Source organism: Pseudomonas sp. RIT357 (genome assembly GCF_000632245.1).
Taxonomy (GTDB): Bacteria; Pseudomonadota; Gammaproteobacteria; order Pseudomonadales; family Pseudomonadaceae; genus Aquipseudomonas; species Aquipseudomonas sivasensis.
This window is the reverse complement of sequence record NZ_JFYX01000019.1, coordinates 1-16,752: the sequence shown is the minus strand read 5'-3', so window position 1 is coordinate 16,752 and position 16,752 is coordinate 1. Positions and strand designations below refer to the sequence as shown.

Here is a 16,752-nt window from a genome sequence, read left to right as displayed (position 1 = left end):
CTTGACCTTGCCATTGTGGCAAGGTCGAGACTGGGTTCAACCTCATCAAAGGAGTTATGTCATGCAAGTATTCAGTGTTGAAGGAATGACCTGCGGCCATTGCGTCCGGGCGGTGACCCAGGCGGTACAGAGTAAGGATTCAAGCGCTAGTGTGAAGGTCGACCTGGCCGCCAAGGAAGTGGGCGTGGAAAGCCGCTTGTCTGCCGAAGAGGTAATCAGCTTGATCACCGAGGAAGGCTACAGCGCCAAGCTCGCCTGATTTTAATAGTTAGCGAGCTATCGTTATGTTCAAGGCATCCAGGCCCGGCTAGACTGTCGGGCTGCCGACTCTCTTGGGTGCCTGATGAACCTTCGCATAATCCTGATTCTGGGTGCCTTGAGCGCCTTTGCGCCGCTGGCGATCGATTTCTACCTGCCGGGCTTCCCGGCGATGGCCACAGCGTTTGCCACCGATGAAAAACACATCCAGCTGACCCTGGCGGTGTATTTCGCCGGTCTGGCCATTGGCCAATTGATCTATGGCCCGCTGGCGGACCGTTTTGGTCGGCGCGGGCCGCTGCTCAGCGGCGTGACTCTATTTACCCTGGCGTCCTTCGCCTGCGCCTACGCGCCCTCCCTCGATTGGCTGATTGGCGCACGCTTCGTGCAGGCCCTTGGCGGCTGCGCGGGCATGGTGATTTCCCGCGCGGTGGTCAGCGACAAATGCGATGCCGTGGGCTCGGCCAAGGTGTTTTCCCAGTTGATGCTGGTGACCGGCCTGGCGCCGATTCTTGCGCCGCTGGCCGGCGGGGTGATGGTCGGGTTGTGGGGCTGGCAGTCGATTTTCCTGGCATTGACGATCTTCAGTGTGATGGCCGCTATCGCCGTGGCATTCGGCTTGCCTGAAACCTTTCCGGCCCATCAGCCACGCCAGCCGTTGTCGGGCTCGTTGCGCCGCTATTTTGGGCTGTTGTCCGACCGGGTTTACCTCGGTTACGCCCTTACCGGCGCGCTGTCGATTGCCGGGATGTTTGCCTACATCGCGGGTTCACCGTTCGTGTTTATCAAACTGTATGGCGTGCCCGCTGAGCATTACGGCTGGGTATTCGGCTCCAACGCCGCTGGCTTCATCCTGGTGGCGCAGCTCAACGCTCGCTTGCTGGCCAAGCGTGGCCCGGCGTTTTTGCTGTCGCGTTCGGTGTGGGTGTATCTGCTGGCGGGTCTGACGCTGCTGGGCATCACGGCGTTGCGCACCGATGCGCTATGGCCATTGCTGGTGCCGCTGTTTATCTGCATCGCCAGTCTGGGCTGCATTTTGCCCAACACCTCGGCGTGTGCCATGAGCGGGCAGGGTGCTCGGGCAGGCAGTGCGTCGGCATTGCTCGGCTGCATCCAGTTCGGTGTGGCGGCGGGGGCGGCGTCGCTGGTGGGGGTGTTGCACGATGGCACGGCCATGCCAATGGCGATGGTCATCAGCCTGTGCGGTGTATTGGCGGTGACGGTGGCCGTGTCGACCCAACGCCTGCAACGGGCCAGAGCCTTGCAGGCGCAGGGCTGAGAGGCGGGTCAGCCAGCGGCGGGGTGTTGCTGGCTGATTGGAAAACGGTGGGGCGCCTTGATACGCGCTTGCAGGGTATCGGCAAAGGCGCGCGCCTCGGCTTCAGTGTGGAAAGTAATGGCTTTCTGGTCCAGACGGACCTCCCACTGGGATTTTGCTAACGCTTTTATCAGGATCTTCATTGCTGACTTCCTCACGTAAAAGAATCGTGGCAAAGGCGGCCAATATAAACCCCGGATACGCTCACAAATATGACAAAGATCAACTCTCTGACTAGCGGTGTCGTCCATTACTCACACGAATAACGGACAACACTGACAGCCGTTGTTTTAGAACCCTTCCAGCACGATCTTGCCCTTGGCCTTGCCGCTTTCCAGCAGTGCATGGGCCCGGCGCAGATTCGCCGCATTGATCACGCCGAAGTGCTCTCCCACCGTGGTTTTCAAGGTGCCGGCGTCGATCAGCTCGGCCACGCGATTGAGTAGGTTGTGCTGCTCAATCATGTCCGGCGTCTCGAACATCGAGCGCGTGTACATAAACTCCCAATGCAGCGACAGGCTCTTGCGCTTGAGTTTGCTCACGTCCAACGCCTTGGGGTCGTCGATCAGTGCCAGCTTGCCTTGGGGTTGCAGCGCTTCGACCAACTGGTCCAGGTGATGCTCGGTTTGGGTCAGGCTGGCGACGTGGGTGACCTGCGGGTGGCCGGCTTGTTTCAACGCTTCACTCAGCGGTTGGCTGTGGTCGATCACCAGGTCGGCGCCGAGGGCCTTGGTCCATTCCTGGGTTTCCGGGCGCGAGGCGGTGCCGATTACTTTCAATCCGGTGAGCTGGCTGGCCAGTTGGGTCAGGATCGAGCCCACGCCACCTGCGGCACCAACGATAAGCAGGCTCTGGCCTCCGTCTTCTTTACCTTCACGCACCTGCAGGCGCTCGAACAGCAGTTCCCAGGCGGTGATGGCGGTCAGCGGCAGCGCGGCGGCTTCGGCAAAGCTCAGGCTCTTGGGCATATGGCCGACGATACGCTCGTCCACAGTGTGCAGTTCACTGTTGCCACCTGGGCGTACCAAGGAGCCGGCGTAGAACACCTTGTCGCCGACCTTGAACAGGCTCACGTCACTGCCGACCGCCTTGACCACACCGGCGACGTCCCAGCCCAGCACTTTGGCGGCGCCGTTTTCCGGGGCGACGTTCTGGCGCACCTTGGTGTCCACCGGGTTCACCGAGATGGCTTTGACTTCCACCAGCAGGTCGCGTGGGCCGGCGACGGGCGCCGGCAATTCGATGTCTTGCAGGGATTTTTCATCGGTGATTGGCAGTGATGCGTAGTAGGCAATGGCTTTCATGAGGGCTCCGGAAAAAGGCGGTGATCAGGCGAGAAACTTCAGGCGCTTGAGTTCGAAGTGTTCGAGTACATCAGCGGCCTTGGCGCGAAAACTTTGGATATGTGCGCTTTGGTCATGGTCGGCCAGTGCGGCGTCATCGCTCCAGCGTTCGAGCATGTAGAAAGTCTCGGGGTGTTGCAGGTCTTGGTGCAGGTCGTATTGCTCGCAACCGGCTTCAAGGCGGGTAGGTTCCAGCAGGCCGCGCAGCAGGGTTTCCAGGGTGGCCTGTTGGCCAGGTTTGGCGATCAGCGTGGCGATGACGTTAAAAGCTGTGGGCATATTCAATTCCAGACACGTAATGAACGGGATGGACAGATGATTGGTCATTTCCCCTGAAGATAAAAGCGGCTAAAACAGCACTCTGTTTCAATAATATTTTGATAATGGGTGGGTGGATGCTGCGTTTTGATGATTTGCAGTTGTTTGTGCGCGCTGCGGACTTGGGGAGTTTGTCGGCGGCGGCGCGGGTGATGGACTTGTCGCCTGCCGTGGCCAGCGCGGCGCTCAAGCGTATCGAGCAACAATTGGGCGCGCGCTTGCTGGCCCGTTCCACCCGCAGCCTGCGCCTGACTGCCGAAGGCGAGGGCTTTCTGGAATACGCCCGCGCCTCGTTGAGCTCCCTTGATGAAGGGCGACGTCTTTTGGCCAGCGGTCAGGACCATGTCAGCGGTGTGCTGCAACTGTCGGCGCCCTCGGATTTCGGCCGCAACCAACTGCTGCCGTGGCTGGACGAGTTCCAGCGTGAGTATCCGCAGCTCGCCGTACGCCTGCTGTTGGGTGACCGGATTGCCGACCTGTTCCGCCAGCCGGTGGACATTGCCCTGCGTTATGGTGAGCCCGAGGACTCCAGCCTGATTGCACTGCCCGTCGCGCCGCGCAACGTTCGTGTGCTGTGCGCAGCCCCCAGTTACCTCGCACGCCACGGTGAGCCGCGACACTTGGAGCAATTGGCCCAGCACAATTGCTTGCTGTATATGCTCGGCACCCGAGTGCATGACCACTGGACGTTTCACGACGGCAAGCGCGAAGTCAGCCTGACGGTCAGCGGCGACCGCTTCAGCGACGATGCCGATGTGGTGCGCCGCTGGGCCGTGGCGGGTATGGGCATTGCCTATAAATCCTGGCTGGATGTGAGCACCGACGTGCTGGCTGGACGACTGCGCCTGATCCTGCCGGAACTGCGCGGCGAGCGCACGCCGCTCAATCTGCTGTGTGCCCATCGCGCGCAGTTGAGCAAACCCATCAACCTGCTGCGGGAAATGCTTGTAGCTCGCTGTGCGACATTGACGGCTCAATTGTCGGAGCGATTGGACCTCGTGTAATAGCCTCCGTAACGCAAGGAAATTTCACTCAAAACCCGTCCCTACTCTGGCTGTCAGACGCCACGGAACCCGCCCTTGGCGCACTTATACTCTGGCGCCTACCGCATCAGAAAAGTAATTCGACAGGGAGTGAATCGATGGAAGAAGCACCATGCATTAGTCAGATTGCCAGCTTGCTTGCTGAGCCAAAACGCACAGCCATGCTGTGGTCCTTGATGGACGGCTCGGCGAAGTCGTCGAAGGAACTGGCGGCACTTACCGGTCTACCGTCGGCCTCGGCCAATGCACATCTGGCGCGGCTGACCAGTAGCGGCTTGCTGCGAACCGAAGCGCGGTATGGCAAGCGACTGTTTCGCTTGGCAGACGGCGATGTCAGCGCCGCCATCCATGCCTTGGCCAGTACTACCCTGGCCAGTGCCACACGCAGTGCGCCGGGTGTTTCAACGCAGGTCTTGGTTGCGCCGCCCTCATTACGCCGTGCTCGGCTGTGTCATGGTCATCTTGGTGGCGAGCTGGCGGCGCAGTTGTATGAACGAATGATGGCGGCGAGGTGGATCGAGCGCCATGAGCAACGGCTCGCCGTCACATTCAAGGGCGCGCAGCAAATGGCGGGCCTGGGCATTTTTACCCAAGCATTGGCAATGCCGCTGCTGTGCGATTGTTTTGACTGGAGCCAGCAGCAACCACACCTCGGGGGCGCGCTGGGTGCTGGGTTGTTTCAGTTGTTCCTGCAATCGAACTGGATCAGCCTGGTCAACGAGTCCCAGGCTGTGGTGGTCAACGACGTCGGGCTGGAAGAGATCGCCCGATTGGCCGCGCTGTAGGAGCAGGCGCCGTGGTCACAGGCGCTCACTCCAACATTCGCTCACGTCAGGGCTTTACGAGTCGCGCATCCAGGCTGTTCTGTGCCAGGCGTTTGGCCTGGTCCTGGGTCATGCCCAAGGAGGTGTACAGCGCGTGGAAGTTCTCGGTGACATAACCGCCGAAGTAGGCCGGGTCATCGGAGTTCACGGTCACTTTCACGCCACGCTCAAGCATGTCGAGGATGTTGTGCTGGGCCATGTCGTCGAACACGCAGAGCTTGGTGTTGGACAGCGGGCACACGGTGAGTGGGATCTGCTCGTCGATGATGCGCTGCATCAGGCGTTCGTCTTCGATGGCGCGCACGCCATGGTCGATTCGCTGGATTTTCAGCAGGTCGATGGCTTCCCAGATGTACTCAGGTGGGCCTTCTTCGCCGGCGTGGGCAACGGTGAGGAAGCCTTCATGGCGGGCACGGTCGAACACGCGCTGGAACTTGCTCGGCGGGTGACCCATTTCGGAGCTGTCCAGGCCCACGGCCACGAACGCATCACGGAACGGCAGCGCCTGGTCGAGGGTTTTTTGTGCTTCGTCTTCGCTCAGGTGACGCAGGAAGCTGAGGATCAGCCCGCTGGTGATGCCCAGTTGCTGCTCGCCATCTTTGAGTGCTGCGGCGATACCGTTGAGTACGACTTCGAACGGCACGCCACGGTCGGTGTGGGTTTGCGGGTCGAAGAAGGGTTCGGTGTGGATCACGTTCTGCTCTTTGCAGCGCAGCAGGTAGGCCCAGGTCAGGTCGTAGAAGTCCTGAGACGTGCGCAGCACATCGGCGCCCTTGTAATACAGGTCCAGAAACTCTTGCAGGTTGTTGAACGCGTAGGCCTTGCGCAAGGTTTCGACGTCGTTCCACGGCAGCGCAATCTTGTTGCGCTCGGCCAGGGCGAACAGCAGCTCAGGCTCCAGCGAGCCCTCCAGGTGCAGGTGCAGTTCAGCCTTGGGCAGGGCGTTGAGCCAATCGTACATGTCTAAATTCTCATCAGGTGCAATGGCGGCATTCTACAGGGCATAGCCGAAATAATCGGTAAAACCTGACCGGCAGGAGAGTATTCGTTTTATTCGCGCAAGAGGGTTGTGAACTAAGGTGTAACGAAACGTTAGCAGCGTGGCGCAGTCTGTACCCCATCAATGACTGATTTGCTGTACGAAAAAGGCCCCGAATGCTCACCTCCCTCAAGCAAGAAAAATTCATGCTACTGGCGCTGATTGCCGCCATCGCCGCCTACCCGCTGGAGCACTGGATGCTGCACAGCGGGCAAATAGTCGCGCTGTTGGCAGGCGTGGCGCTGATTGGTTTTATCGTAGTGGCGTCGATGCGCGTGGCCCACCACGCCGAGCAACTGGCGGAGAAAGTTGGCGACCCCTACGGCACCATGATCCTTACCCTGGCCGCCGTGCTGGTGGAAGTGGTGATCCTGGCGATCATGATGAGTAATGAGCCATCGCCCACCCTGGTGCGTGACACTATTTATTCGGCAGTGATGCTGGATATCAACGGCATCCTCGGTCTGGCCGCCTTGATGGGCGGCATCAAGCACGGCGAGCAGTCCTATAACGACGACTCGGCGCGCACCTACAGCGTGATGATCCTCACCGCCATGGGCGTGTCGATGGTGGTGCCGGAATTCATCCCCGAAGCTGACTGGAAAATTTACTCAGCCTTCACCATTGGCGCGATGGTGGTGCTCTACACCTTGTTCCTGCGCATGCAGGTGGGACCGCACAGTTATTTCTTCAGTTACAGCTATCCGGAAAAACGCCGCAAAAAACTGCCGGAAGAGGAGCAAACGCCGCCGGTGAACCTGGTGTTCTCCATCGGCACGTTGGTGTTTGGCGTGATTGTGATTGGCGCGTTGGCCGAGGTGATGTCCAAGACCCTCGACCTGGGTCTGGAAGGCACGGGCGCACCCCCGGTGATTACGGCGATTGTGGTTGCAGCCATTTCGGCGGCGCCGGAAATTCTCACGGCCTTGCGCGCCGCATTGGCCAACCGCATGCAGTCGGTGGTGAATATTGCACTGGGAGCGTCGTTGTCGACGGTGATTTTGACGGTGCCGGTGATGGAGGCCATGGCGCTCTACACTGGCCAGCCTTTCCAGATGGCGATGACGCCGGTGCAAACGGTGATGGTGTTTATCACGCTGATTGTCAGTGCGATCAACCTCAACGATGGCGAAACCAACGCTATCGAAGGGATGACCCATTTTGTGCTGTTTGCGACATTCATCATGTTGTCGCTGCTGGGATTGTAAGAACACCGCAGATAAAAAGCGGGAGGGGTGGTGCGACGAATCGACGTTCCCCTCCCGCATGTTGAACGGTGTTTACTTAGGTCCCTGCGATCAATCGTCGCGCCGCCTGGCTGTGATCGGCGATCAAACGTTTCAGATCCAGGCCCTCGACCTGCCCGTCGATCACTCGCCATTTGCCCGCGACCATCACCCGATCCGCACGATCCGCACCACACAACAGCAGCGCCGAAATCGGATCATGGCTACCGGAGAACCGCAGCTCATCAAGTTTGAACAGCGCCAGATCCGCCTGTTTACCCACGGCCAATTCACCGATATCCGTACGCCCCAGCAACTGCGCCGAACCTTTGGTGGCCCAGCCGAGCACGCCTTCGGGGGTGATCTTTTCTGCGCCATAACGTAGACGCTGGATGTACAGGGCCTGTCGTGCTTCGAGAATCATGTTCGATGCATCATTGGAGGCGGAACCGTCCACGCCCAGGCCGATGGGCGCGCCCGCGGCTAGCAAGTCGAGGGTAGGGCAGATGCCGGACGCCAGGCGCATATTTGAGCTTGGGCAGTGGCAGATACCGGTACCGGCGGCGCCAAGGCGGGCGATCTCATCAGGGTTGAAGTGAATGCCATGTGCCAGCCAAGTGCGTGGGCCGAGCCAGCCCACGCTGTCGAGGTAATCCACGGTGCGCAGGCCGAAGCGTTGCAGGCAGAAATCTTCTTCGTCGAGGGTTTCCGCCAGATGGGTGTGCAGGCGCACGTCTAGGCTGTTGGCCAGTTCGGCGCTGGCACGCATGATTTCCGGTGTGACGGAGAACGGTGAGCAAGGCGCCAGGGCAATCTGGATCTGTGCGCCGTCGCCGCGTTGGTGGTATTCGCGGATCAGGCGCTGGCTGTCGTCGAGGATGACCTGCCCTTGTTGCACGGTCTGTTGCGGCGGGAGGCCACCGTCGGCTTCGCCCAGGCTCATGGAGCCCCGGGTAAGCATGGCGCGCATGCCTAATTCGCGCACCGTATCAACTTGCACGTCGATGGCATTTTCCAGGCCGTCGGGGAACAGGTAGTGGTGGTCGGCGGCGGTGGTGCAGCCCGAGAGCAGCAATTCAGCCAAGGCGACTTTGGTGGCCAGAGCAAGTTTCTCGGGCGTCAGACGCGCCCACACCGGGTACAGCGTTTTCAGCCAGGGGAACAACGGCTGATTGACCACCGGCGCCCAGGCACGGGTGAGGGTTTGGTAAAAATGATGGTGGGTGTTGATCAGGCCGGGCAGGATCACGTGTTCGCGTGCGTCGAACACCTGTCCACAAGGCACAGCGGGCTCTTTTCCCCAGCCCAGCACTTCGGTGATCACACCGTCCTGCTGCACCAGGCCGCCACGGGCATCAAGGCCATTGGCAGTGAAAATCGCGAGGGGGTTTTTTAACCAGATACGGGTCGCAGGCATTGGCCGGCTCCTCTGAATGATGGGTTCAGGTTTGCCAGCTCAGTGTTGCCCTGTCTGCTGATCCAGGGTCGCCGGTTGGGGCGAGGGCGCAGTCTACGCGCGCAGCGTTATCGACGGCAATCAGTCGATAACGCTGCTCGTCGCTTACCAGGCGATGGTGTCGCCTTTGTAGTCCACGAAGTGGTGACCACCTTTGCCGGTGTAGGCATTTACCTGATCCACCAGGCCGCGCACGCTGGTGTCGACATCGATGTGCGCGTTTTCGCCGCCCATGTCGGTCTTCACCCAGCCCGGATGCAGTGACAGAACAGTGAGTGTGTGGTCGCCCAGTTGAGTGATGAAGCTGTTGGTCATGGAGTTCAGCGCGGCCTTGCTGGCCTTGTACAGCGCCAGGTCTGAGCCGTCGGGGATCGTTACGCTGCCCAATACCGAACTCATGAATGCGAGCACGCCGCTGTCTTTGCGGATCTGCCCGACAAAGCGCTGCGCCAGGTTGATCGGCGCCACGGCATTAGTGAAAAACAACTGGCCGACTTCCGCGAGAGTGGCGTGACCGGGCTCCTGGTTGGCCGGACCCTTGACGCCGGCGTTGACGAACAGCAGGTCGAAGGTGCGCTCTTTGAGGCGCTGGGCCAGGGCGATCACGGCTTGCTGATCGTCCATGTCCAGTTTTTCGATCTGCACCGGACCCACCGCTTTAAGGGCATCAGCCTTGCTCGGATCACGCACGGTGGCGGTCACGTCCCAGCCGTCCTGGAGCAATTGCTTGACCAGGCCAAGGCCCAGCCCGCGCGAGGCGCCGATGATCAGTGCGGTTTTTGGCGTAGACATGAAAAGCTTCCTTTAGAGTCGCGGTTCAGGGGGATTCAGCAAATAACAGTAACAGTTTCAGCGTTGCAGCAGGATACGCCCACGGCTCAGGTCGGCGAGTTGGGCTTGGAGCGTGTCGATGTGCGCCTCACCCAGTGCCAGTTGCAACTCCACACCGTTGGCGGTGAAGTTTTCTTCCACCACTAGGCCGCCAAGTTCAGCAACGCGCAGCTTCACCAAGTTCAGCTCGGAGAATCCACAGGCGCAACTCAGTGGTACGCGGCTGATCAGTTCGAGACGCTCGGCATTCTGCAGGCATTTGTTCGCTCCGCCGCCATAGGCACGGGCGAGGCCGCCGGTGCCCAATTGGATGCCGCCGTACCAGCGAATCACCAATACCGCGACTTGATCAAAACCCTGGGCTTCGATGGCGGCGAGAATCGGCCGCCCGGCAGTGCCACCGGGTTCGCCGTCGTCACTGCTGCGGTATTGGTCGGCCAGCTTCCAGGCCCAGCAGTTATGCGTGGCGTTCAGGTCGCTGTGTTGCTCGAAAAAAGCCTGAGCGTCCTGCGGGCTGGTGATCGGGGCGGCGAGGGTGATGAAGCGGCTTTTGCGTATTTCTTCACGAAACTCGCAAAGGCCGGTGAGCGTGAAAGGCATAAGTGACTTCGTCTAGAGGCTCGGCTTGATGCCGCAGCCTTTGAGAATGATGTGGATCAGGTTGGTGCCGGCATCTTCCATATCTTGCTTGGTCAGCTTGGTGCGACCGGTGACGCGGCAGATCTGGGTGGCGAAGTCTGCGTAGTGCTGGGTGCTGCCCCACAGCAGGAAGATCAGGTGCACGGGGTCGATGGGGTCCATCTTGCCGGCGTCGATCCAGGCTTGGAACACTGCCGCCCGGCCACTGAACCACGTGCGGTAATCCTGGCTGAAATATTCGGTGAGGCATTCGCCGCCGCTGATGATCTCCATGGCGAAGATCCGCGAGGCCTGGGGTTGGCGTCGCGAAAACTCCATCTTGGTGCGGATGTAGCGGGAGAGGGCCACGGCAGGGTCGTCCTCGGCGGTCAGCGTGTTGAAGGTGCTGTCCCACAGTTCGAGGATATTGCTGAGCACGGCGATATACAGGCCCAGCTTGTTCGTGAAGTAGTAGTGCAAGTTGGCCTTCGGCAATCCGGCGCTGGCAGCAATAGTGTTCATGCTGGTGCCCTTGTAGCCATGGCGCGCGAATTCATCTTCAGCAGCCTGGAGAATCGCTTGTTCGTTCTTTTGCCGAATGCGGCTGGCGGGCTTACCGGCGTGGTTGCTGTGGGCAGGAACTTCGAGGCTCATGGAGATTACCGTGCTGATCGATAGAGACGACGTGTGCACAGATAACCCACCCTCAAGCCTCAGACAAGTCCCGATGCAATAAAACCCTTAAAGCGGTTCCAAGGTGTCGCTTTCCGGCGCTTGGTTTGCGGCAGTTTCGATCGCCCTGGATTCCGGCAGTAGCAGACACAGTACGATGGCGGTCAGCCCGCCGCTGGTGATGGCGGAGTCGAACAAGTTCTGCACCAGGGTTGGCATCAGGTGAAGCAGATTGGGTTGGGCGGCGATGCCCAGGCCGACACCAAACGACGTGGCGATGATCAGCATGCTGCGTCGGTCCAGCGGCGCCTGGGCGAGGATGCGCACGCCAGCGGCGGCCACACTGCCGAACATCACCAGGGTCGCGCCGCCCAATACGGGTTTGGGGATTTGCTGCAGCACCGCACCAATCAACGGAAACAAACCGAGGCAAAACAGCACCACGCCTATATATAAGCCAACGTAACGGCTGGCCACGCCAGTGAGTTGGATCACGCCATTGTTCTGAGCAAAGGTGGTGTTGGGGAAGGCACTGAAAGTGGCCGCGATCATGCAACTCACGCCATCACCCAGTACGCCTCCCTTGAGTCGGCTTATATAAGAAGGGCCGCTGATGGGCTGGCGGGCGATCATGCAGTTGGCGGTGAGGTCGCCGACGGTCTCGATGCTGCTGATCAGGTAAATCAGCGCGATCGGTAGGAAAGCGCTCCAGTCGAAGTTGAACCCAAAGCGAAACGGAATCGGCAGGCTCACCAGAGGTAAGTCCGGCAGGGCTTGGGGCACGAGTTTGCCGCTGAACCACGCCGCCAGGCTGCCAAGGGCCAGGCCGATAATGATCGCCGAGAGCCGCACCCAGGGCGTGTTGGAACGGTTGAGCAGAATGATCGTCAGCACCACGAACAGGCCCAATGCAAGATTGGTGGGCGCGCCGAAGTCAGGGGCGTTGAAGCCACCGCCGAGGTCGGTAATGCCGACTTTGATCAGGCTGATGCCGATTAGCGTGATGACAATCCCTGTCACCAAAGGCGTGATGACTCGGCGCAGTTGGCCGATAAAACGGCTCAGCACGATCTGCACCGCCGCGCCGAAAAAGCACACGCCGAAGATCATCGCCATGATGTCTTCCGGGCTGCCGCCGCGTTGTTTCACCAGGAAGCCTGCCGACAGTACCGCGCCGAGAAAGGCAAAGCTGGTGCCTTGCAGGCAAATCATCCCGGCGCCTATCCCAAATGGCCTACGCGCCTGGATGAATGTGCCGACACCGGACACCATCAACGCCATGCTGATCAGATAGGGCAAATGGGCGGTCAGGCCCAGAGTGGAGCCGATGATCAGTGGCGGAGTGATGATGCCGACAAAAGCGGCCAGCACGTGCTGCAGTGCGGCCAGAAATGCCGGGGCGGGTTTGGGGCGGTCGTTGAGGCCGTAGATCAGGTCGCTGGGGGTGGAGGATTCTGGTGGCATGGCGGGTTAACTCAAGGCGGATGGTCAAGTTCCATCTGTTCTTGCAAAAAGCTGTCCAGTTGCTCAGCTTTTAGCGTAAAGCCTGAGCTAGCGCGTTGTGGCCAGGCTGTCGAGGAAGCTTTCAAGCACCAAATGAGGGCGACGGCCCTTGCGTGTGACCGATGCGAGGCTTAAATCGTAAAAACGCGTAGCCGATTTCAGCGCACGCAGTCGGCCTTGTTGTACCCAGAGGCTGGCGTAGTGGTCGGGCAGGTAGCCGATGTAGCGGCCGGTCAGGATCAGGAACGCCATGCCTTCGCGGTCCGAGGCGCTGGCGGTGCAGTTGAGCGCTTGGTAATGGGCCTGGATTTCGGCAGGCAAACGGAATGTTGGAGCGATGGCGTCCTGGCTGTCGATGCGCTCGTCGCCCAACTGCTTGTCTTCGGCGTAAAACAACGGATGGCCGACTGCGCAATAGAGCAGCGAGCGTTCGCTGTACAGCGGTTGGTACTCCAATCCCGAAAGGGCGCTGGCCTGGGGCACTACGCCCACATGCAAACGACCATCGAGTACGCCTTGTTCGACTTCATTGGGGGCGATCATGCGGATTTGGATCTGCACGTCTGGGCCGCGCTCCTTTAATTGGGCCAAGGCGTGAGTGATGCGCATGTGGGGCAGGGTGACGAGGTTGTCGGTGAGGCCAATGATCAACTCGCCGCGCAAATGCTGGTGCAGACCGTTGACCTCGGTGCGAAAACTTTCCAGTGCACTTAATAGTTGCAGGGCTGACTGATAGACCTCGCGGCCTTCTTCGGTCAGTGAGAACCCCGCGCGGCCACGTTGGCAGAGGCGCAATCCGAGACGCTGCTCAAGGTCGCTCATTTGCTGACTGATGGCCGAGCGCCCGATGCCGAGCACGGTTTCCGCTGCCGAGAAGCCGCCGCATTCCACCACACTCCGGAAGATGCGCAGCAGGCGAATATCAAAGTCGCTCACTTGGGCGAGGGGATCGGGTCGACGGCTGCTCATAGTTTAGTGAAGGCCTGACTGAAGGTTAGAAGAGTTGAATTTCACCGACTTTATCGCCGTGGCAATTTAGCTGCAACAACGCGTTTTAATCCCGACGCGGCCTTTTGCCCTGTGAGGTTTTGCTGATGAACATGCCTGAAAACGCCCCATCGTCCCTGGCCAGCCAACTGAAGTTGGACGCGCACTGGATGCCCTACACGGCCAACCGCAACTTCCAGCGTGACCCGCGCCTGATCGTGGCCGCCGAAGGTAGCTGGTTGACCGATGACAAGGGCCGCAAGGTGTACGACTCGTTGTCTGGCCTGTGGACGTGCGGCGCCGGGCACACACGCAAGGAAATCCAGGAAGCGGTGGCCAAGCAATTGGGTACGTTGGATTACTCCCCTGGCTTCCAGTACGGTCATCCGTTGTCCTTCCAGCTGGCGGAAAAGATTACCGACCTGACCCCAGGCAACCTTAATCATGTGTTCTTCACTGACTCCGGCTCCGAGTGTGCCGATACTGCGGTGAAGATGGTGCGTGCCTACTGGCGCCTGAAGGGCCAAGCCACCAAGACCAAGATGATCGGCCGCGCCCGTGGCTATCACGGTGTGAACATCGCGGGCACCAGCCTGGGCGGCGTGAACGGCAACCGTAAGATGTTTGGCCAGGCGATGATGGACGTTGACCATTTGCCGCACACCTTGCTGGCAAGCAATGCCTTCTCCCGCGGCATGCCTGAGCTGGGCGGCATCGCATTGGCCGATGAGTTGCTCAAGCTGATCGAGCTGCATGACGCTTCCAACATCGCGGCAGTGTTTGTCGAACCGATGGCTGGTTCCGCTGGCGTGTTGGTGCCGCCGCAGGGTTATCTCAAGCGTCTGCGAGAGATTTGTGACCAGCACAACATCCTGCTGGTGTTTGACGAAGTGATTACCGGTTTTGGCCGTACCGGCTCGATGTTCGGCGCCGACAGCTTCGGCGTGACTCCGGATCTGATGTGCATCGCCAAGCAAGTCACCAATGGCGCTATCCCCATGGGCGCGGTGATTGCCAGCAGCGAGATCTATCAGACCTTTATGAACCAGGCGACGCCTGAGTACGCGGTGGAATTTCCACACGGCTACACCTACTCGGCGCACCCCGTTGCTTGCGCGGCTGGCCTGGCGGCACTCGACCTGTTGCAGAAGGAAAACCTGGTGCAGAGCGTAGCCGAAGTCGCTCCGCACTTTGAGAATGCGCTGCACGGCTTGAAGGGCAGCAAGAACGTGATCGACATTCGCAACTACGGTTTGGCCGGTGCGATCCAGATTGCCCCGCGTGACGGTGATGCCATCGTGCGTCCATTCGAGGCAGGCATGGCTTTGTGGAAGGCGGGTTTCTACGTGCGCTTTGGCGGCGACACCCTGCAGTTCGGGCCAACCTTCAACAGCAAGCCGCAGGATCTGGATCGCCTGTTTGATGCGGTCGGCGAAGTGCTGAACAAGATCGACTGATTTCTCTTTCTATATAGAACAACTTTTCAGGAGCCCTGCATGAGCCTTATCCAGCATTTGATCAACGGTGAGTTGGTCAACGACAGTGGTCGCAGTGCCGACGTATATAACCCGTCCACCGGCCAGGTGATTCACCAAGTTCCGCTGGCCAGCCGTGAAACCATTCAACAGGCGATCGACTCGGCCAAGGCCGCATTCCCGGCGTGGCGTAATACCCCGCCGGCCAAGCGTGCCCAGGTGATGTTTCGTTTCAAGCAGTTGCTGGAACAGAACGAAGCGCGAATCTCGCAGTTGATCAGCGAGGAGCATGGCAAGACCCTGGAAGACGCGGCGGGTGAGTTGAAGCGTGGCATCGAGAACGTTGAGTACGCATGCTCGGCGCCGGAGATTCTGAAGGGCGAGTACAGCCGCAACGTTGGGCCGAACATTGATGCTTGGTCGGACTTTCAGCCGTTGGGCGTGGTAGCGGGTATTACGCCGTTCAACTTCCCGGCGATGGTGCCGCTGTGGATGTATCCGCTGGCAATCGTATGCGGTAACTGCTTCATCCTGAAGCCTTCGGAGCGTGATCCGAGTTCGACGCTGCTGATTGCGCAACTGTTGCAGGAAGCCGGTCTGCCTAAAGGCGTGCTGAGTGTGGTGCACGGTGATAAGGGCGCGGTTGACGCATTGATTGAGGCGCCGGAAGTCAAAGCGCTGAGTTTTGTGGGGTCGACGCCGATTGCTGAGTACATCTATTCCGAAGCGACCAAGCGCGGCAAGCGCGTGCAGGCGCTGGGCGGGGCGAAGAACCACGCCGTACTGATGCCAGATGCGGACTTGGATAATGCGGTCAGTGCGCTGATGGGCGCGGCGTATGGCTCCTGCGGGGAGCGCTGCATGGCCATCTCTGTGGCCGTCTGCGTAGGTGACCAGGTAGCTGATGCGTTGATCGCCAAGCTGGTGCCGCAGATTAAGGCGCTGAAGATAGGTGCGGGCACGACGTGTGGGCTGGATATGGGGCCGCTGGTAACCGGTCAGGCGCGGGATAAGGTCAGCGGCTACATAGAAGACGGTGTTGCTTCGGGTGCAGAGTTGGTGGTCGATGGCCGTGGGCTAAGTATTACCGGGAATGAAGATGGCTTCTTCCTCGGTGGCAGCCTGTTTGACCGTGTGACGCCCGAGATGCGCATCTATAAGGAGGAGATCTTCGGGCCGGTGTTGTGCGTGGTCCGGGTGAGCAGCCTGGAGGCGGCGATGCAATTGATCAACGACCATGAGTATGGGAACGGTACGTGCATCTTCACCCGTGATGGTGAGGCGGCCCGTCTGTTCTGTGATGAGATTGAAGTGGGTATGGTTGGGGTGAACGTTCCACTGCCGGTTCCGGTGGCTTATCACAGCTTTGGTGGCTGGAAACGCTCGCTGTTTGGTGACTTACATGCGTACGGTCCGGATGGCGTGCGTTTTTACACCCGGCGCAAGGCGATTACCCAGCGTTGGCCTCAGCGGGCCAGTCATGAGGCGTCGCAGTTTGCTTTCCCTAGTCTGTAAGGCTCTATGAGCAGAAAGCCGGCCCTTTTGGGCCGGCTTTTTCGTTTCTAGGGCTTTTTTTGAGTTATATGGCAAAAATATGAAAAAGAAGGTTGACCACAGATTCTAGGAGCCTATAATTCGCCCCACTTCCGGTGCAGTCGAAACGGAAAACTCCTTGGTAAACAACGAGTTACGCAGTTTTCGGCAGTAGGTTGCTTCAGTTCATCGAAGCCAAAAGGAAGTTGAAAAAGAGGTGTTGACAGCAGCGTGTAACGCTGTAGAATTCGCCTCCCGCTGATGAGAGATCAGAAGCGCAAGTGGTTGAAGTTGTTGAAGAAATCTTC

The 16,752-nt window shown here is 59.6% G+C and carries 17 protein-coding genes; 7 read left to right on the top strand and 10 right to left on the bottom strand.

Going from position 1 to position 16,752, the window contains the following annotated elements:
• Positions 1 to 61 precede the first annotated feature (61 nt).
• Both BW43_RS13600 and BW43_RS13605 read left to right on the top strand, forming a co-directional pair.
• Positions 62 to 259 carry a heavy-metal-associated domain-containing protein gene (locus tag BW43_RS13600; protein WP_032887113.1) on the top strand — a complete coding sequence of 66 codons (198 nt, stop codon included), beginning with the start codon at positions 62 to 64 and terminating at the stop codon, positions 257 to 259.
• An 84-nt stretch (positions 260 to 343) separates the two neighbouring features.
• Positions 344 to 1,537: a multidrug effflux MFS transporter gene (locus BW43_RS13605; RefSeq protein ID WP_032887112.1), complete on the top strand. Its 1,194-nt coding sequence runs from the start codon at positions 344 to 346 to the stop codon at positions 1,535 to 1,537.
• A gap of 8 nt (positions 1,538 to 1,545) precedes the next feature.
• Here BW43_RS13605 and BW43_RS28965 read toward each other — a convergent pair whose 3' ends face one another.
• From BW43_RS28965 to BW43_RS13615, 3 genes are all read right to left on the bottom strand, one after another.
• Complete coding sequence (locus BW43_RS28965) at positions 1,546 to 1,719, bottom strand: hypothetical protein (protein ID WP_177326437.1); 174 nt, start codon at positions 1,717 to 1,719, stop codon at positions 1,546 to 1,548.
• Positions 1,720 to 1,866: 147 nt separating this feature from the next.
• Entirely contained in the window at positions 1,867 to 2,880 is a 1,014-nt protein-coding gene (locus tag BW43_RS13610; RefSeq protein ID WP_032887110.1) for a zinc-binding alcohol dehydrogenase family protein, read from the bottom strand.
• A gap of 24 nt (positions 2,881 to 2,904) precedes the next feature.
• A complete protein-coding gene (locus BW43_RS13615) occupies positions 2,905 to 3,198 on the bottom strand; it encodes a putative quinol monooxygenase (RefSeq protein ID WP_032887109.1) in 294 nt (97 codons plus the stop codon).
• Positions 3,199 to 3,314: 116 nt separating this feature from the next.
• Here BW43_RS13615 and BW43_RS13620 point away from each other — a divergent pair, with 116 nt between their 5' ends.
• A complete protein-coding gene (locus BW43_RS13620) occupies positions 3,315 to 4,241 on the top strand; it encodes a LysR family transcriptional regulator (RefSeq protein ID WP_032887108.1) in 927 nt (308 codons plus the stop codon).
• A gap of 137 nt (positions 4,242 to 4,378) precedes the next feature.
• Positions 4,379 to 5,065 (top strand): helix-turn-helix transcriptional regulator, encoded by a 687-nt coding sequence (locus tag BW43_RS13625; RefSeq protein ID WP_032887106.1) that lies wholly within the window; start codon positions 4,379 to 4,381, stop codon positions 5,063 to 5,065.
• A 46-nt stretch (positions 5,066 to 5,111) separates the two neighbouring features.
• On the opposite strand, the gene BW43_RS13630 is transcribed toward BW43_RS13625, so the two are convergent.
• The gene (locus BW43_RS13630; protein ID WP_032887105.1) at positions 5,112 to 6,065 is read right to left on the bottom strand and encodes an adenosine deaminase; all 954 of its coding nucleotides are present in this window, start codon (positions 6,063 to 6,065) and stop codon (positions 5,112 to 5,114) included.
• A gap of 194 nt (positions 6,066 to 6,259) precedes the next feature.
• Here BW43_RS13630 and BW43_RS13635 point away from each other — a divergent pair, with 194 nt between their 5' ends.
• Positions 6,260 to 7,351, top strand: a complete 1,092-nt coding sequence (locus tag BW43_RS13635) for a calcium:proton antiporter (protein ID WP_032887104.1) — start codon at positions 6,260 to 6,262, stop codon at positions 7,349 to 7,351.
• 76 nt (positions 7,352 to 7,427) lie between these two features.
• Here the strand turns inward: BW43_RS13635 and BW43_RS13640 are convergent, their stop codons facing one another.
• The 6 genes from BW43_RS13640 to BW43_RS13665 all read right to left on the bottom strand — a co-directional run bounded on the left by BW43_RS13640 (position 7,428) and on the right by BW43_RS13665 (position 13,418).
• Entirely contained in the window at positions 7,428 to 8,786 is a 1,359-nt protein-coding gene (locus BW43_RS13640) for an 8-oxoguanine deaminase (RefSeq protein WP_032887103.1), read from the bottom strand.
• A gap of 144 nt (positions 8,787 to 8,930) precedes the next feature.
• On the bottom strand, positions 8,931 to 9,617 hold the full coding sequence (locus BW43_RS13645; RefSeq protein ID WP_032887102.1) for an SDR family oxidoreductase: 687 nt from the start codon (positions 9,615 to 9,617) through the stop codon (positions 8,931 to 8,933).
• Positions 9,618 to 9,674: 57 nt separating this feature from the next.
• Entirely contained in the window at positions 9,675 to 10,256 is a 582-nt protein-coding gene (locus tag BW43_RS13650) for a YigZ family protein (protein ID WP_032887101.1), read from the bottom strand.
• Between the two features lie 12 nt (positions 10,257 to 10,268).
• Positions 10,269 to 10,928, bottom strand: coding sequence for a TetR/AcrR family transcriptional regulator (locus tag BW43_RS13655; RefSeq protein WP_032887099.1), 660 nt, complete (start codon positions 10,926 to 10,928; stop codon positions 10,269 to 10,271).
• Positions 10,929 to 11,015: 87 nt separating this feature from the next.
• Positions 11,016 to 12,410, bottom strand: a complete 1,395-nt coding sequence (locus BW43_RS13660; protein ID WP_032887098.1) for a uracil-xanthine permease family protein — start codon at positions 12,408 to 12,410, stop codon at positions 11,016 to 11,018.
• An 87-nt stretch (positions 12,411 to 12,497) separates the two neighbouring features.
• The gene (locus BW43_RS13665; RefSeq protein WP_032887097.1) at positions 12,498 to 13,418 is read right to left on the bottom strand and encodes a LysR family transcriptional regulator; all 921 of its coding nucleotides are present in this window, start codon (positions 13,416 to 13,418) and stop codon (positions 12,498 to 12,500) included.
• Between the two features lie 125 nt (positions 13,419 to 13,543).
• On the opposite strand from BW43_RS13665, the gene BW43_RS13670 reads away from it, so the two are divergent.
• Both BW43_RS13670 and BW43_RS13675 read left to right on the top strand, forming a co-directional pair.
• Positions 13,544 to 14,893 carry an aspartate aminotransferase family protein gene (locus BW43_RS13670; protein ID WP_032887096.1) on the top strand — a complete coding sequence of 450 codons (1,350 nt, stop codon included), beginning with the start codon at positions 13,544 to 13,546 and terminating at the stop codon, positions 14,891 to 14,893.
• Between the two features lie 39 nt (positions 14,894 to 14,932).
• Positions 14,933 to 16,426, top strand: a complete 1,494-nt coding sequence (locus tag BW43_RS13675) for a CoA-acylating methylmalonate-semialdehyde dehydrogenase (RefSeq protein ID WP_032887095.1) — start codon at positions 14,933 to 14,935, stop codon at positions 16,424 to 16,426.
• Positions 16,427 to 16,752: the final 326 nt, after the last annotated feature.

Bases quoted from the DNA above. Each gene is read 5' to 3' on its own strand.
- BW43_RS13600 (WP_032887113.1), top strand. From the start codon at position 62: ATGCAAGTATTCAGTGTTGAAGGAATGACCTGCGGCCATTGCGTCCGG.
- BW43_RS13605 (WP_032887112.1), top strand. From the start codon at position 344: ATGAACCTTCGCATAATCCTGATTCTGGGTGCCTTGAGCGCCTTTGCG.
- BW43_RS28965 (WP_177326437.1), bottom strand. From the start codon at position 1,719: ATGAAGATCCTGATAAAAGCGTTAGCAAAATCCCAGTGGGAGGTCCGT.
- BW43_RS13610 (WP_032887110.1), bottom strand. From the start codon at position 2,880: ATGAAAGCCATTGCCTACTACGCATCACTGCCAATCACCGATGAAAAA.
- BW43_RS13615 (WP_032887109.1), bottom strand. From the start codon at position 3,198: ATGCCCACAGCTTTTAACGTCATCGCCACGCTGATCGCCAAACCTGGC.
- BW43_RS13620 (WP_032887108.1), top strand. From the start codon at position 3,315: ATGCTGCGTTTTGATGATTTGCAGTTGTTTGTGCGCGCTGCGGACTTG.
- BW43_RS13625 (WP_032887106.1), top strand. From the start codon at position 4,379: ATGGAAGAAGCACCATGCATTAGTCAGATTGCCAGCTTGCTTGCTGAG.
- BW43_RS13630 (WP_032887105.1), bottom strand. From the start codon at position 6,065: ATGTACGATTGGCTCAACGCCCTGCCCAAGGCTGAACTGCACCTGCAC.
- BW43_RS13635 (WP_032887104.1), top strand. From the start codon at position 6,260: ATGCTCACCTCCCTCAAGCAAGAAAAATTCATGCTACTGGCGCTGATT.
- BW43_RS13640 (WP_032887103.1), bottom strand. From the start codon at position 8,786: ATGCCTGCGACCCGTATCTGGTTAAAAAACCCCCTCGCGATTTTCACT.
- BW43_RS13645 (WP_032887102.1), bottom strand. From the start codon at position 9,617: ATGTCTACGCCAAAAACCGCACTGATCATCGGCGCCTCGCGCGGGCTG.
- BW43_RS13650 (WP_032887101.1), bottom strand. From the start codon at position 10,256: ATGCCTTTCACGCTCACCGGCCTTTGCGAGTTTCGTGAAGAAATACGC.
- BW43_RS13655 (WP_032887099.1), bottom strand. From the start codon at position 10,928: ATGAGCCTCGAAGTTCCTGCCCACAGCAACCACGCCGGTAAGCCCGCC.
- BW43_RS13660 (WP_032887098.1), bottom strand. From the start codon at position 12,410: ATGCCACCAGAATCCTCCACCCCCAGCGACCTGATCTACGGCCTCAAC.
- BW43_RS13665 (WP_032887097.1), bottom strand. From the start codon at position 13,418: ATGAGCAGCCGTCGACCCGATCCCCTCGCCCAAGTGAGCGACTTTGAT.
- BW43_RS13670 (WP_032887096.1), top strand. From the start codon at position 13,544: ATGAACATGCCTGAAAACGCCCCATCGTCCCTGGCCAGCCAACTGAAG.
- BW43_RS13675 (WP_032887095.1), top strand. From the start codon at position 14,933: ATGAGCCTTATCCAGCATTTGATCAACGGTGAGTTGGTCAACGACAGT.